The 15,931-nt window shown below is 62.3% G+C and carries 12 protein-coding genes; 8 read left to right on the plus strand and 4 right to left on the minus strand.

Translation table 11 applies throughout. The features are described from left to right. Positions 1-249 precede the first annotated feature (249 nt). Positions 250-1,377 carry a DUF4861 family protein gene (locus B5G16_RS03990; RefSeq protein WP_239405952.1) on the minus strand — a complete coding sequence of 376 codons (1,128 nt, stop codon included), beginning with the start codon at positions 1,375-1,377 and terminating at the stop codon, positions 250-252. 207 nt (positions 1,378-1,584) lie between these two features. Between B5G16_RS03990 and uxaC the strand changes: the two genes are divergently transcribed. The 7 genes from uxaC (at position 1,585) to B5G16_RS04025 (ending at position 10,577) form a co-directional block, all read left to right on the plus strand. Further along, a complete protein-coding gene (gene uxaC, locus B5G16_RS03995) occupies positions 1,585-2,997 on the plus strand; it encodes a glucuronate isomerase (protein WP_087261443.1) in 1,413 nt (470 codons plus the stop codon). Between the two features lie 16 nt (positions 2,998-3,013). Continuing rightward, a complete protein-coding gene (locus B5G16_RS04000; protein ID WP_087261446.1) occupies positions 3,014-4,033 on the plus strand; it encodes a sugar kinase in 1,020 nt (339 codons plus the stop codon). 84 nt (positions 4,034-4,117) lie between these two features. Beyond that, positions 4,118-4,792 (plus strand): bifunctional 4-hydroxy-2-oxoglutarate aldolase/2-dehydro-3-deoxy-phosphogluconate aldolase, encoded by a 675-nt coding sequence (locus tag B5G16_RS04005; RefSeq protein WP_087261449.1) that lies wholly within the window; start codon positions 4,118-4,120, stop codon positions 4,790-4,792. Positions 4,793-4,822: 30 nt separating this feature from the next. Beyond that, positions 4,823-6,313, plus strand: a complete 1,491-nt coding sequence (locus B5G16_RS04010) for an MFS transporter (protein ID WP_239405953.1) — start codon at positions 4,823-4,825, stop codon at positions 6,311-6,313. 81 nt (positions 6,314-6,394) lie between these two features. After that, complete coding sequence (locus B5G16_RS04015) at positions 6,395-7,849, plus strand: tagaturonate reductase (RefSeq protein ID WP_087261455.1); 1,455 nt, start codon at positions 6,395-6,397, stop codon at positions 7,847-7,849. A gap of 92 nt (positions 7,850-7,941) precedes the next feature. After that, the gene (locus B5G16_RS04020) at positions 7,942-9,429 is read left to right on the plus strand and encodes a UxaA family hydrolase (RefSeq protein WP_087261459.1); all 1,488 of its coding nucleotides are present in this window, start codon (positions 7,942-7,944) and stop codon (positions 9,427-9,429) included. A gap of 152 nt (positions 9,430-9,581) precedes the next feature. Then, complete coding sequence (locus B5G16_RS04025; protein ID WP_087261462.1) at positions 9,582-10,577, plus strand: pectinesterase family protein; 996 nt, start codon at positions 9,582-9,584, stop codon at positions 10,575-10,577. Positions 10,578-10,675: 98 nt separating this feature from the next. Here the strand turns inward: B5G16_RS04025 and B5G16_RS04030 are convergent, their stop codons facing one another. Continuing rightward, positions 10,676-11,989 carry an MATE family efflux transporter gene (locus tag B5G16_RS04030; RefSeq protein WP_087261803.1) on the minus strand — a complete coding sequence of 438 codons (1,314 nt, stop codon included), beginning with the start codon at positions 11,987-11,989 and terminating at the stop codon, positions 10,676-10,678. A 148-nt stretch (positions 11,990-12,137) separates the two neighbouring features. Between B5G16_RS04030 and B5G16_RS04035 the strand changes: the two genes are divergently transcribed. After that, positions 12,138-13,523 carry a pseudouridine synthase gene (locus tag B5G16_RS04035; protein WP_087261463.1) on the plus strand — a complete coding sequence of 462 codons (1,386 nt, stop codon included), beginning with the start codon at positions 12,138-12,140 and terminating at the stop codon, positions 13,521-13,523. Between the two features lie 157 nt (positions 13,524-13,680). Here the strand turns inward: B5G16_RS04035 and B5G16_RS04040 are convergent, their stop codons facing one another. Both B5G16_RS04040 and B5G16_RS04045 read right to left on the minus strand, forming a co-directional pair. Next, on the minus strand, positions 13,681-15,216 hold the full coding sequence (locus B5G16_RS04040) for a clostripain-related cysteine peptidase (protein WP_087261466.1): 1,536 nt from the start codon (positions 15,214-15,216) through the stop codon (positions 13,681-13,683). Further along, positions 15,177-15,914 carry a DUF4919 domain-containing protein gene (locus tag B5G16_RS04045; protein ID WP_087261805.1) on the minus strand — a complete coding sequence of 246 codons (738 nt, stop codon included), beginning with the start codon at positions 15,912-15,914 and terminating at the stop codon, positions 15,177-15,179. The genes B5G16_RS04040 and B5G16_RS04045 overlap by 40 nt, the downstream gene beginning before the upstream one ends. Positions 15,915-15,931 lie beyond the last annotated feature (17 nt).

A 15,931-nucleotide genomic window follows, 5' to 3' on the forward strand; every position in this document is an offset into this window, starting at 1 on the left:
GCTCGGTGCGGGAAGAATTCCGGGGGTATGGGGCGGTTGCAGGACGGGCTCTTGGAGGCTGAATTTTTCGCGGAAGGGTCCGGTTCAACAAGGAAAACCCCTGACACCGGTGGTGTCAGGGGTTTTGGTCTCCGGGAGCCCGCTTCGGGGATCTCCGCGGTGTGCTCCGGGTCTTTTTCGGATGTGCTCCGGGCCTTTTGTGGGCGTGTTCCGGGACAGCCCCGGTTCACTCCCGGGCGTGTTCCGGACCTATTTGCGGACGGTGACCGTCAGCGGCTGCGTGGCTGCGGCCTGCGCGGCGCCGATCTCCTCGACCCACTCGCCCATGTTCTCCACGCCGCCCTGGCTCCATCCCGAGCCTGCGTAGTAGGTGAGCGTCTCGCCGGACTTCACGCTCTTGACCGCTACGGCATGCCCCAGCGTGTCGGCCAGCATTTCGGCGCCCGGCAGGATCACACCCAGGAAGATGTCGCCGTCGCGGACCGGATCCTTCGTATCCGATGCGGCCTCCTCCATACCCATCCAGTTGTCGCCGTTCATCACACGCTTCACGTCGTGGCGCACGAAGCCTGCGGCGACGGGCATCTCGGCAAATTCTCCCGTGTAGACGTTGTCCATGCGGTTGAAACGCTGGTTGGCGTCGAGCGAGATGGTCTTCACGAGCGACACCGGCGTGCCGTTGACGTCGAACGGAGCGTAGGTCAGCTCGACGCTCGTGCGGATCGGGCCGTTGTCGAGCGTGCGGGCCGTGGCGTAGTTGTGGTCCATGAACCAGAACTTGCCGTCGACGAAGGGTACCGAAGCCCCCGATCCGAGCGTTACGCCCACCTTATAGCAGTCCATGCCGTCACCGTAGTTGTGGTGGTAGTCGCCTTTGGCATACCACTCGTCGATGACGAGCTTGTCGGTGCACTTCACCCAGACGTCGATTCCCGGCGTAACGAGCTTTTCGGGCGAGGTTTCCAGCGCCGGGCCGTAGAGGCGGTAGGCGACCTTGTTGTTCTCCCAGGCGTAGTCGTCGTAGCGCTCGGGCACCTGGCGTCCGAAGGCTTCGGCGCGGTAGGCCTCACGCACGCCCGTGACGATCCGGAAGCGTTTGGTTTCCAGCGCATCGGCGTCGGTCTGGAAGATCAGCGCCTGCGGTTCGGCGCCGCCGCGGTAGAGGACCTGCGAGGGGACCTGCTCCTTGTCGTCGTCGAGGACGACGACGTTTTCGGGCGTCACGCCTTTCAGCGCCGCGATTTCGGACCATGCGATTTCGACCGTTTCGTCGTCGCGTTCGATCTGCGAAGGGTTCGTCACGTCGACTTTCAGCGCCGGCGTGCAGGAGGCTGCGAGCAGGGCAGCGACTCCCAGAATGGAGTTCTTCATCATCATGATAACAGAAGTTTTTCGAAGTTTGATTTGGCAAATTTACGATTTTTCCGTACATTGGTCAACCAGAACGGTAAATATTCTATTTAATTTGGTGATTTTTCGTAGTGTGTATCGCGGAAAGTTGCTAATTTTACATGCTGAAAAGGAGGCCTTGCCATGTGCGGACCCCCTTCCACGCAAGGAATATCAACGGAATACAGCAATAAAATGAAAGAGTTCAACGACGAGAATTTCCTGTTGCAGACCGAAACGGCGCAGCGGCTTTATCACGAACACGCGGCCAAACAGCCGATCATCGACTACCATTGCCATCTGATCCCGGAGTACGTGGCTTCGGACCACCGTTTCGAGAACCTGTCGAAGATCTGGCTCGAAGGCGACCACTACAAGTGGCGTGCCATGCGCACGAACGGCGTCGAGGAGCGTTACTGCACGGGCAAGGATACGACCGACTGGGAGAAGTTCGAGAAGTGGGCCGAGACGGTTCCCTATACGATGCGCAACCCGCTCTACCACTGGACGCACCTGGAACTGAAAACCGCCTTCGGGGTGACGAAGCTCCTGAACCCCTCGACGGCGCGCGAGATCTACGACCGCTGTACGGCGCTGCTGCAACAGCCCGAATACCATGCCCGCGGTCTGATGCGGCACTACAACGTCGAGGTGGTCTGCACGACGGACGACCCGGTCGACTCGCTCGAACACCACATCAAGGTGCGCGAGGACGGCTTTGCGGTGAAGATGCTCCCGACGTGGCGCCCCGACAAGGCGATGGCTGTCGAATCGGCCGCCGATTTCCGCGCCTACATCGAGCGGCTGTCGGAGGTGTCGGGGGTCTCGATCTCGCAGTTCGCCGACGTGATCGACGCCCTGCGCGTGCGTCACAAGTTCTTCGAGTCGGTGGGCTGCCGCCTCTCGGACCACGGCATCGAGGAGTTCTACGCCGAGGATTACACGCAGCCGGAGATCGACGCCATCTTTAATAAGGTGTACGGCGGGCGGGAGCTCACGCCGGAGGAGATCCGCAAGTACAAGACGGCGATGATGGTCGAATTCGCCGTCATGGACCACAAGACGGGCTGGACGCAGCAGTTCCACTACGGCGCGATCCGCAACAACAACTCGCGGATGTTCAAGCAGCTGGGACCCGACACGGGCTTCGACTCGATCGGGGACTTCACAGTGGGCAAGGCGATGTCGAAATTCTTCGACCTGCTCGACCGCGGGGACAAGCTCACGCGCACGATCATCTACAACCTCAATCCGCGCGACAACGAGCTCGTGGCCACGATGCTCGGGAACTTCCAGGACGGCCGCTACGGTGCCGGGAAGATCCAGTTCGGGTCGGGGTGGTGGTTCCTCGACCAGAAGGACGGCATGGAGAAGCAGATGAACGCCCTCTCGACGCTGGGACTGTTGAGCCGCTTCGTGGGGATGCTGACCGACTCGCGCTCGTTCCTTTCGTACCCGCGGCACGAGTATTTCCGGCGCACGCTGTGCAACCTGGTGGGCAACGACATCGAACAGGGGCTGCTGCCCGCCTCGGAGCTCGACTTCATCGGCCGCGAGATCATCGAGGGCATCTGCTACCGCAATGCGAAAAATTTCTTCAAATTCTAATTCAGGATAACCAATCATGAAAATCGTAACATTAGGAGAGATCATGCTGCGTCTTTCGACGCCGGGGAACACCCGTTTCGTACAATCCGATTCGTTCGACGTCGTCTATGGCGGCGGCGAGGCCAACGTGGCCGTCTCGTGTGCCAACTACGGCCACGACGCCTACTTCGTGACGAAACTCCCGAAGCATGAGATCGGACAGTCGGCCGTCAATGCGCTGCGCAAATACGGCGTGAAGACCGACTTCATCGCCCGGGGCGGGGACCGTGTCGGCATCTACTACCTCGAAACCGGAGCTTCGATGCGTCCTTCGAAGGTGATCTACGACCGTGCGCACTCGGCCATCGCCGAGGCCGACGCCGCGGATTTCGACTTCGACGCCATCATGGAGGGTGCCGACTGGTTCCACTGGTCGGGCATCACGCCGGCCATCTCGGACAAGGCTGCCGAGTTGACGAAACTGGCCTGCGAGGCCGCCAAGCGTCACGGCGTTACGGTATCGGTGGACCTGAACTTCCGCAAGAAGCTCTGGACCAAGGAGAAGGCGCAGTCGATCATGAAGCCGCTGATGCAGTACGTCGACGTCTGCATCGGCAACGAGGAGGATGCCGAGCTGTGCCTGGGCTTCAAGCCCGACGCCGACGTCGAGGGCGGCGAGACCAATGCCGAGGGCTACAAGGGCATCTTCCGCCAGATGGCCGAGACGTTCGGGTTCAAGTATGTGATCTCGACGCTGCGCGAGTCGTTCTCGGCGACGCACAACGGCTGGAAGGCGATGATCTACAACGGCAAGGAGTTCTACGAGTCGAAGCGTTACGACATCAACCCGATCATCGACCGCGTGGGCGGCGGCGACTCCTTCTCGGGCGGCATCATCCACGGCCTGCTGACCAAGCCGACGCAGGGCGAGGCGCTCGAATTCGCCGTGGCAGCTTCGGCCTTGAAGCACACGATCAACGGCGACTTCAACCTCGTTTCGGCCGAGGAGGTCGAGTCGTTGGCCGGGGGCAACGCCAGCGGCCGCGTACAGCGCTGATGCATAATGGACGGAGCGGGGGCGGCGGCAAGAGCCGCGTCTCTCCTCCGCAGGTTTCGATATAGGTAAAAACAAATTCTGAAAATGGCACGTTTTTCAAAAATGCAAGTCATGGAGGCCATCGGCAAGACCGGTATGGTCCCCGTCTTCTACCACTCGGACGCCGAGATCGCCAAACAGGTCGTCAAGGCCTGCTATGAGGGCGGTGTGCGCGCTTTCGAGTTCACGAACCGCGGCGATTTCGCTTCGGAGGTCTTCATCGAGGTGATCAAGTTCGCCGCCCGGGAGTGCCCCGAGATGGTGCTGGGCGTGGGTACGATCGTCGATGCCCCGACGGCCGCCATGTACATCCAGTACGGCGCGAACTTCGTCGTGGGTCCCTACCTGAACCCCGAGGTTGCGAAGGTCTGCAACCGTCACCTGGTGCCCTATACGCCGGGCTGCGGTTCGGTGACGGAGATCGGCATCGCCCAGGAACTGGGCTGCGACCTGACGAAGGTCTTCCCGGCGGGCAACGTCGGCGGTCCGTCGTTCGTCAAGAACGTCAAGGCGCCGCTGCCGTGGTCGAACATCATGGCTACGGGCGCCGTAGAACCTACGGAGGAGAACCTCACGGCGTGGTTCAAGGCCGGGGTCTACTGCGTGGGCATGGGCTCGCAGCTCTTCCCCAAGGAGGTGATCGCCGCCAAGGACTGGAAGGCCATTACGGAAAAATGCCGCTTTGCACTCGACGTCATTGCCGGTGTGAAGAACAAGTAAGTATAATCTCATCGACCTAAACCTTATCTCATGACAAAAACCGCATCAACTTCAACCAAACTGATGACCAACTGGCGTTGGTGGATGTGTGTGCTGCTCTTCGTGGCCACGACGGTGAACTACCTGGACCGTCAGGTGCTGTCGCTGACCTGGAAGGACTTCATCGCCCCCGAGTTCCACTGGACCGACGCCGATTACGGAACCATTACGGCTGTTTTCTCGCTCGTTTACGCGCTCTGCATGCTCTTCGCGGGCCGCTTCATCGACTGGATGGGCACCAAGAAGGGCTATCTGTGGGCCATTGGCGTATGGTCGCTGGGCGCCTGCCTGCACGCCGCTTGCGGCTGGGCCACGATGCACATCGAGGGTTTCGAGTCGGTCAAGGCCATGACCTCGGTCGAGGCGGGTACGGCCGTGGCGTTCGCCATAGCATCGACGAGCGTCTGGCTCTTCCTGGCCGCGCGGTGTATCCTCGCACTGGGTGAGGCGGGCAACTTCCCGGCAGCGATCAAGGTGACCGCCGAGTACTTCCCGAAGAAGGACCGGGCCTTCGCCACCTCGATCTTCAATGCCGGGGCGTCGGTGGGTGCACTGGTGGCTCCGGCGTCGATTCCGCTGCTGGCCCAGTATTTCAAGGATCTGGGAGTCGGCGGCGGCTGGGAGATGGCCTTCCTGATCATCGGAGCGCTGGGCTTCCTCTGGATGGGCTTCTGGGTCTTCATGTATGACAAACCCGAAAAGTCGAAGCACGTGAACGAGGCCGAGCTGGCCTACATCCATCAGGATGACGCCGAGATGCCGGTTGCCGAGGTCAAGGCACAGGAGGAGAAACCCGAAAAGGTCATTCCGTTCTGGCGCTGCTTCACCTACCGGCAGACCTGGTCGTTCATCACGGGCAAGTTCTTCACCGACGGCGTATGGTGGTTCTACCTCTTCTGGGCTCCGGCCTACTTCTCCGACCAGTACGGCTACTCGTCCAGCTCGGGAATGGGTATCGCGCTGATTTTCACGCTTTACGCCATTGTGACGGTGCTGTCGATCTTCGGCGGCTACCTGCCGAAGCTCTTCGTCGACCGCAAGGGCATGAACCCCTATGCGGGCCGTATGCTGGCGATGCTGATCTTTGCGTTCCTGCCGCTGCCCGCGCTCTTCGCGCAGGGTGCCGGAACCTACTCGGTATGGTGGCCCGCGATCATCATCGGTCTGGCCGGCGCCGGACACCAGGCGTGGTCGGCGAACCTCTTCTCGACGATCGGCGACATGTTCCCCAAATCGGCCATTGCGACCATTACGGGTATCGGCGGCATGGCCGGGGGTGTGGGTTCGTTCCTGATCAACAAGGGGGCCGGTGCGCTCTTCACACACTCGGAGCAGATGGGCGATGCGTTCCGCTTCATGGGCTTCGACGGCAAGGAAGCCGGCTACATGATCATCTTCTGCATCTGCGCCGTGGCCTATCTGGTGGCATGGGCGATCATGAAGACGCTGGTTCCGAAGTACAAGCCTATCGTCATCGAATAATTTTTCGGGTCCGGACCGACGGCGGCCGGCAGAATGGCCGCCGTCGGTTCTCTCCGGACTCACAACCAAGTCCTTACAAAGATGAAACAACTCAATAAGTCGACCGTCGAAACGGTCGACCGCCCCGTTCGTATCCTGCAATTCGGCGAGGGCAACTTCCTGCGGGCCTTCGTGGACTGGCAGATCGACATCGCCAACGAGAAGGGCGTCATGAATTCGGGCGTGGCCATCTGCCAGCCGATTCTGGATCCCGAGCACAAGGTGCTCGGCATGATCGACCTGATGCACCGGCAGGACAACCTCTACCACGTCTATCTGGAAGGCATCGAGAACCGCCAGCCGAAGAAGGATGTGCGGCTGGTGAAGAGCGTCATGGACTCGTTCAACCCCTATGTGGAGTATGAGAAATACGAGCGATATTTCCTGTCGCCGGAGCTGAAAATCACGATCTCGAACACCACGGAGGCGGGAATCCGCTACGAGGAGGGCGACGATCTGGAAGCCCGTCCGCCGAAGTCCTACCCGGCGAAGATGACGGCCCTGCTCTACAAGCGCTTCAAGCACTTCAACGGCGACCCGACGAAGGGTCTGTGCATCATCTGCTGCGAGCTGATCGAGAACAACGGCTCGACGCTGCACGAGTATGTGATCCGCCATGCGATGTACAACGGCCTGGGGGCCGACTTCATCGACTGGGTAGAGCGCAACTGCCACTTCTGCGATACGCTGGTCGACCGCATTGTGCCGGGGTTCCCGCGCGACACCATCAACGAGATCAAGGAGGAGCTGGGCTACGATGACAACCTCGTTGTGAAGGCCGAGCTGTACCACCTGTGGGCGATCGGCGGCCCGGGCTATCAGGAGGTGATGAAGGAGCTGCCGCTGGACAAGGCGGGTCTGCACGTGATCTTCATGCCGTCGATCAAGCAGTTCCGCGACAAGAAGGTGCGCATTCTGAATGGTTCGCACACGGGCATGGTGCCCATCGCGCTGCAAATGGGTTGCGAGACGGTGATGGACGCCTTCAACACGCCGGCCATCGAGCGCTTCATCAACGAGATGGTCGCCGAGGAGGTGATCCCGATGATCGAGGAGGACCAGGAGGAGCTGAAACGGTTCGCCGCGGGGATCCTCGAACGCTTCTACAACCCCTTCATCAAGCACCTGCTGCGTTCGATCTCGCTCAATTCGCTGTCGAAGTGGGAGGCGCGCAACTATCCGACCGTGAAGGACAACTGGTTCAAGGCCGGGAAGCTGGCCGCGCGCGAGTGCTTCACCTTCGCGGCACTGATGTCGCTGTACAGCCCGAAGAGCGGTTTCGAGCCCGACGACACGAAGGAGTTCGTCGACTACATCCGTCAGAACTGGAATTCGGAGGACCTCGAAGGGACGATCGCGAAGATCGTGCGCGAGAGCGGCATCTTCACGGTGGATTTCTCGGAGGTTCCGGGCTTCGTGGAGGCCGTTGCGGGCTATGTGGGTGACATCGAGTCGCTGGGCATGAAGGGCGCGCTGGACAAATTTTTGACGAAATAGCATTTTCCCGAAAAGGCGGAGCGGACGGGCCGGAAGCCGGATGACGGAGGTCCGGAGGGTCCGGCTCCGCTTTTTTATTAGCAAAAGAAGCGATGAAACGATTTCTGAAAATCAATGCCGCGGACAACGTGGCCGTGGCGCTGGCGGATCTGGCGGCCGGCGAGCGGGTGGAGGCGGACGGCACGACGGTGACACTGCGCGAGGCGGTGGCCCGGGGGCACAAGTTCGCGCTGCGCGACCTCGCCGCGGGGGAGGACGTCGTCAAGTACGGCTATCCGATCGGCCATGCCGTGGAGGCGATTCCCGCGGGGGCGTGGATCCATTCGCACAACCTGAAAACCAACCTGCACGACGACCTCACCTATACCTATACGCCGCAGCTGCGCCGGCTTGACATTCCGAAACGCGACGTCACGGTGCAGGGCTACCTGCGCCGCAACGGGCAGATGGGCATCCGCAACGAGTTGTGGATCGTGCCGTCGGTGGGGTGCGTCAACGGACAGGCGCAGGCCATTGCCGAGCGGGTGCGTCGCGAATGCGACTGCTCGCATCTGGACGACGTGCGCGTCTACACGCACAACTACGGCTGTTCGCAGCTGGGCGACGACCACGCCAACACGCGGCGGGCGCTGGCCGCACTGGTCCGGCATCCGAATGCGGGTGCGGTGCTGGTGCTGGGGCTCGGCTGTGAGAACAATCAGGTCGCGGCCCTCAAAGAGGAGATCGGCGAGTGGGACGACGAGCGCGTGAAGTTCCTCATCGCGCAGGAGGTCGAGGACGAGATCGAGACGGGTTTCGAAATTTGCCGCGAACTGGTCGAACGCACGAAAGCCGATCGGCGCGAGCCGCTGCCGCTGTCGTATCTGAAAGTGGGGTTGAAGTGCGGCGGTTCGGACGGCTTCTCGGGCATCACGGCCAACCCGCTGGTGGGGTTGTTCTCCGACTGGTTGGTGGCGCAGGGCGGCACGACCGTGCTGACGGAGGTCCCGGAGATGTTCGGTGCCGAGACGATCCTCATGGACCGCGCCGCGGACGGCGGGGTCTTCGACCGCACGGTGCACCTGATCAACGACTTCAAGGGCTACTTCCGCAAATACGACCAGCCGATCTACGAAAACCCCTCGCCCGGCAACAAGAAGGGCGGCATCACGACCCTCGAAGAGAAGTCTTTGGGTTGCGTGCAGAAGGGCGGGGCACAACCCGTGGTCGATGTGCTGGGCTATGCGGATCCGATCGTGAAGCCGGGTCTGAACCTCTTGCAGGCGCCGGGCAACGACCTGGTGGCCGCCTCGGCGCTGGCCCTGTCGGGGTGTCAGCTGGTGTTGTTCACCACGGGGCGCGGCACGCCTTTCGGGTCGTTCGTTCCGACGATGAAGATCGCGACCAACACGCCGCTGTCGCAGTTCAAGGCCAACTGGATCGACTTCAACGCCGGGACGCTGGTCGAGGACGAGGAGCCGCACACCGTGCTGGAACGGCTGATCGGGAAGGTCCTCGCGACGGCCGACGGCGAACACCTCAAACACGAGCGCACGGGCTTCAAGGAGATTGCCATCTTCAAGACGGGTGTGACGTTATAGGCGTCTGTGGAGCTCGGGATTGGGCCGTTGCAGGGTTCATCCCGGTTACAGCCCGCCGTCTGCGGCGGCATCTGCAAATCTGCCCTCTCCAAACCCCCTCTTCGGAGGGGGCTTGGATTTAAACGAAGGCAAACTAATTGCATTCAAATGTTATGAAATATCTTGTTTGGGGAATTCTCTGCTCTCTTTTCGCACTCCGGGCCTTTGCCGGGGAGCCCGTCTATACGGTCGACTGCAACGGCGGAGGCGACTTCCGCACCGTGCAGGAATGCTTCGACGCCCTGCCCCCGAAACCCGACGGGTGGCGCACCGTGCGCATCCTGCCCGGCACGTACCGCGAGAAGGTGACGCTCGACGTCTACAAGGACCGCGTGCGGATCGTCGGCGTGGGCGGGGCCGAAAAGGTCCGCATCGTCTGGAATGATCACACGGGTAAGGTCGTCGACGGCCACGAGATGACGACCTACGACACGTGGACGATGTCGTTGCAGGCCGACGACGTGGTGCTGGAAGGCGTCACCGTCGAGAACGATGCCGGAAGGGTCGGGCAGGCCGTGGCCCTCGAAACCCGCGGCGACCGCATCCGCATCGACCGTTGCCGTCTCGTCGGCGATCAGGACACCTTCTTCACGAAGGGCTATGTCTCGCGCGTTTACGTCACGGATTCCCGGATCGAGGGGACGACCGATTTCATCTTCGGTCCGTCGATCGTCCTTTTCGACCGCTGCCGGATCCACGCCAAATCCGACAGCTTCATTACGGCGGCTTCGACCACCGAGCGCAACCTGTACGGCTATGTCTTCCGCGATTGCCGCGTGACGGCGGCCGACGGCGTGACGCGTGTTTACCTCGGGCGTCCGTGGAAATCGACCGCCCGCACGGTGTGGATCCGTTGCGAGCTGCCGGCGGCGATCCGCCCCGAGGGGTGGCGCGACTGGCACGATGCGGCCCGCAAGGGCGATGTCTACTACGGCGAATACGGTTGTACGGGCCCGGGGGCCGACCGCTCGGGGCGTGTGGCCTGGTCGCGGGAGTTGACCGGCGACGAAGCTGCGGCTTATACGCCGGAGCGGATTTTTGCTAAAAAAACCGGTTCGGAGGCCTTCCGCGACGATTGGCTTCCTGCGGCGTCTGCCGGCAAAGAGTAACCGTTCGGACGCGGGGACGACCGGCATCCGGCGATCGAAAGAGCGGCCGGACCTTCCGAATTGCGGAGGGTCCGGCCGCTTGTGTACAAGGGTGGGCTCTACGCCTTTTCGCGGATGGTCCGCAGGCCGCGGGTCATGATGTATTGCAGGACGCCCCGCAGGAACATGTAGAGCGTGAAGGCGAGCCAGAGTGCGTTGTTGCCGATCCACGGCCGCAGGGCGTAGAAGATGGCGAAATAAGCGGCCGTGGCCCCGAACATCGAGTTGCGCATGACGCGCGTCTCGGTGGCGCCGACCATGATTCCGTCCATGATGAAGGGCATGGCCGAGGCGATGGGGATCAGGATGATCCAGACGATGTAACGCCCGGCGAGTTCGATGATCTGCGGTGTGTCGGGATTTGCGCGGTCGACGAAGAGCCCCACCAGATCGCGCCACCACACGAGGTAGATCCCCACGAACACGACCGACACGAGCGTGCCCCAGAGCAGGCAGCGGTGCAGGCATTCGCCGAGCGATGCCCGGTCGCGGGCCCCGATAAAGCGTCCGGTGAGGGCTTCGGCGGCGTAGGCGAAACCGTCGTTCATGTAGGAGAAGAGCGTGAAGAGTTCGAGCAGCAGGGCGTTCACGGCCAGCAGCGTGCGGTCCTCCATACGGGCCGAGGCGCCGGTGAAGAAGGTATAGACGGCCACGATGCAGAGCGTGCGCAGGATGATGTCGCGGTTGATCACGAAGAAGCGCCGCAGGGGCTGCACGTCCAGCACCTCCGACCAGTGGATCGCGGTCAGCAGCGACCGGTATCTGGCGATGAGCAGCACCGTGGCCAGCCCCACGCCGCACCACTGCGCCACGACCGATGCCCAGGCGATTCCGACGATCCCCAGATCGAGCCCGAATGCGAAGGCGAGGCTGCACGCAAGGTGGATCAGGTTGACCGTGACGGCCGTGATCATCGGGAAGAGGGCGTTCTGCATGCCGGTGAACCAGCCGTTGAATCCGAAGAGGAGGATGCCGGCCGGCACGGCCCAGATGCGGGTGTAGAAGTATGCGCGGGTCATCTCGCCGCCGTTCATGGCCCAGAGGGCCAGTTCGCCCAGCGGGTATTGGAGCAGGAGCATCGCCGCGCCCATGATGCCCGCTACGGAGAGGGCTCGGGCGAGCATGTTGGTGCATTCGCGGAAATTCCCGGCGCCGAAGGCCTGTGCGGTGAGGCCGCTGGTCCCCATGCGCACGAAGGAGCAGTTCCAGTAGATGAAGTTGAAGATCGAGACGCCGATGGCCAGTGCCCCGATCGTTGCGGCGGAGTCCTGGCCCCAGTGCCCTGCGATGGCCGTCGAGACGATGCCCATGAGCGGGACGGTGATGTTCGAGACGATGTTCGGGAGCGCCAGACGCAGTATTTCGCGGTTCATTCGCTTCATGACGGGTGCAAAGATAAGGCAAAAGCGGCGAATTTTCGGTCCGCGGCGTCTTTTTCTCGATTTCGGGCACGCAATGTGATGGAATCCGGAAAAATGGATTACCTTTGCCGCGCAAATTCATCTTATAGAAGATACGAACATGAAAGATTCGAAAAACGACTCGACGCCGGTGCTCGAACGCTTCGCACGCGACAAGCGCAAACGCACCGTGATCGCTACGGCGGAGCGTGTCGAGCGTCGCCCGCGTTTGCAGCGTGACGCTGCCGATTCGGAGCAACCGTCCCATCCGTACCGTCCCGAACACCGGGCCTCGTACAATCCGCACTTCACGGCCGACAACCGGCCGCTGTTCGACCGCTCCCGCCAGGAGGACGAGGAGCGCCCGCGCCGTGCGTTCGGCGACCGTGAAAATCGCTACGGAGAGGAGCGTCCGCAGCGGACCCATGGCGAAAAACCCCGCTATGGCGAGCACTCCCGCTTCGACAACAACGACCGCCCGCGCCGCACGTTCGGCGACCACGATAACCGCTATGACGAGGAGCGTCCGCGCCGCGCGTTCGGCGACAAACCGCGCTTCGAGGGGGACCGTCCCCGCCGCGAAGAGGGCGACCGCCCGCAGCGCGCCTACGGACCGAAGGGGGCGAAACCCGGCTATGGTGACAGACGCACCGGGAAATTCGACGACCGCAAGGGAACCAAAGGCAGCCGCTTCGGTGGAAAGAACGCCGAGGGCCGTCCTGCGGAGAAGCACCCCCGCAAGGGAGCCGACAAACCGGTCTCCTATCCGAAATACGAACCGGCGGCACAGACGGGCGAGATGCGTTTGAACCGTTTCATCGCCCAGTCGGGCATCTGCTCGCGGCGCGAGGCCGACGATTTCATTCTGGCCGGCGTGGTGACGGTGAACGGCAAGGTCGTGACCGAACTCGGCACGAAGGTGCAGCCCACCGACGAGGTTCGTTTCAACGACGAACCGGTGCGCGGCGAGAAGAAGGTCTACCTGGTGCTCAACAAGCCGAAGGGTTACGTGACGTCGCTCGATGATCCGCATGCCGGGAAGACGGTGATGGATCTGGTGAAGGGCGCCTGCACGGAGCGGATCTACCCCGTGGGGCGTCTGGACAAGAACAGCCTCGGGCTGCTGCTTTTCACCAACGACGGCGACCTGACCAAGCAGCTCACGCACCCCTCCTACCGGAAGAAGAAGATCTATCAGGTGACGCTGGACAAGCCGCTGACACGGGCCGACATGGACCGCATCGCCGAGGGCATTACGCTCGAAGACGGAGAAATCTTCGCCGACGAGATCTCCTACGTCAAGGAGAACAAGCAGGAGATCGGCATCGAGATCCACTCGGGCCGCAACCGCATCGTGCGCCGCATTTTCGAGTTCCTGGGCTACACGGTCACGAAGCTCGACCGCGTCTACTACGCCGGTCTGACGAAGAAGAACCTCAAACGCGGGGCATGGCGTTTCCTGACCCGCGAGGAGGTCGAACGGCTCAAATCGGGACTTTACGAGTAGCCCGTTCCCTTTGAGGGGTGGAGCCTCCCTCTCCCGGGGGCGGGGCTGCCCCCTCCCTGAAACGATTCGCCCCGGAAACCGTCTGTGAGGATGGTTCTCCGGGGCTTGTCTTTTGTGTCCGCCGGACCCGCGCTCCGGCTCCCGTTCCCGCCGGGAATCAGTGCGTTGCCCGGTACCACGCCGTCTGCCGGCAGTCCGTGGCATAAGGCTCCGCAGTCTCGGGCTCGCTCGTCGTCACGCCCGTGTAGTAGTTGATCGGGTTGAGGCGCCCGTTGTAGGCCGAGTAATAGTTTGGCGTGTGGTAGCGCTGCCCGGTCGGGAAGGCACGCTCCATCTGTGCCGTGAAGGCATCGGCAACCCCGGCGTCGCCGCAGCTCAACGCGACGAACTGTCCCAGGTCGTAGAAGAGCTTCGTGTTGCCGCCCTTGTAGTATTGGAGCTCCGCGCGTTCGAAATCCTGCTTTGCGGCGCTGCTGACCCGCCGCATTTCGGCGGCCAGGGCGTCGAGCTCCGACATCACGGCGAGCGAGATGCACCCCGACTGCTCGTTGCCGGAGATGGTGTCCCAGTCGTACTGGTAGAAATACCAGAACTCCCGGCAGATCTCGTTCAACTGGGTGCGGAGGTCCGCCTGCTCGTCGAAGAGGTGCGGGACGATGCGGTCGTAGGGGAATCCGGCGGCCATGATCTCGCAGGGCGACGCCACGACGTAATCCACCGCCGTGCGCAGGTCGTAGAGCGTCTCGATGCTGGCCATGAAGCAGTCGTCGAAGACCAGATAGTCGAACCGCAGCGGAAGGGCTTCGAGGATGGCGGCCAGCTCCCCGATGTCGAGTTCATGTCCCGTGTCTCCGAACGACCGGGTCGGCTTGGCGCCGGGGACCGGCGTCCAGACATCGGACGCAGTGCCGGGCCGTACCGAACGGGGCAGGACTCCGCTGCTGGCCGGGATCCAGGCCTTGCCGTGGCAGCCGATGATGAGTCCGTAACGCTCCGCCGGGGCGTATGCCGCGGCATCGGTGAAGACCTGCTGCACATCTTCCGGACGTCCGGCGTTGAAATCCTCGTAGGTCGTCAGGGGGATGCTCTCGCACGTCCCTGTCGAGGGGTCGTAGCGGAGTTCCAGCATCTCGGCCGTGGCGTGCTGCCGCGGCTGGTAGCAGACCAGCATGCGCCCGTCGCCCGGAATCTCCGCCGTGATTGCTTCCTGGATCTTTGCGATGTTCTCCTTGTAGAAGGTGATCAGATCCCGCCCCGGCATGTAGAGCAGTACGGTACGGCTGGCCGTCGCGGGGCGCTGGCTGACCGTGATTCCGTAATCCTGCCTGCCGGCGAAGAAATGGACGGTGATGGTTCCCAACTGCCGGCGCTCCTTTTCGGTGTTGGCCTCCGTGGGAGTAACCGTGACCGTCGTTTCGCCCGCCGTGCCGCTGCTCGGCGAGACCGAGAAGCCCTCGCCGCTGTATGTCAGTCCCCACGCCGCATCGGCCGTGACCGTGAAGGTCGCGTTACCCGAGGCGTCGCCCGGGAGGAGGATCTCCTGCACCGAAATCCGGATCTGCGGATCCGGGTCCTGCTTGGAACAGGCGGTCGGAAGCGTCGCCGCAAGGAGCGTTACGACCGCCAGCAGCAGGCGCAGGGCCGTGTTGCGGATTATTTGTAGGTACGGGGTTTGAGGTTGTTGAACTGCCATGTGCGGTCGCGTTTGTAGGTGTAGCCTTCGGGCTTGTTCCAGTAGACGCGCCCGAAGTCGAAATAGAATCCCTTGCGTTTTTTGCCGTCGACGACATAGGGCACCAGCAGCGGCACGAACTCCACGGTGCGGCTGATGATCCGGGCCTTTCCGCAGGAGAGCTCCTCGGCGGCCAGCACGTCGAGCGCATGGTCGAACATCAGCACGTGGCGCGGGGTCTTCTCCGTGAATCCGTCGCCCGAGTCGAGGATCGCACGGATCACGCCGTTCATGCGGTCGGCGTATGCCTTTTCGCGCACCTTGTCTCCGAGCGCCCCGTAGGCGAACGACATCATGTTGAGGATCTTCGGGCTGAACGGGTCTCGGGCCAGGGCGTCGTTGCCCAGCGAGATGAGCGATTCGAGCGTGGCGACGTCGGGCTGGTCGGGGTCGATTCCGGCGATGAGCATCAGCATCTTGTCCAGATCGGGGTTCGTGGCCAGGGGCTTGTACTCGTCGCGGTAGGCGAATCCGTAATAGAGGTAATGGTACTCCTCGTCGGTGAGCGACGCATCGCCGGCGTTGTAGCGCATCATCAGCCCCGGGTAGTAGAAGGGCGATTCGGCGTCGAGCGTGCGGTCGAGGATCATCTCCTCGTCGGGGACCCGAGCTGCGGCCAGCGCCGGCAGGAGGAGGGCAAAGAGCAGGAATCGTTTCATTTCGGTCGTTTTGGGAT

The organism is Alistipes sp. An66, from assembly GCF_002161445.1.
Classification (GTDB): domain Bacteria; phylum Bacteroidota; class Bacteroidia; order Bacteroidales; family Rikenellaceae; genus Alistipes; species Alistipes cottocaccae.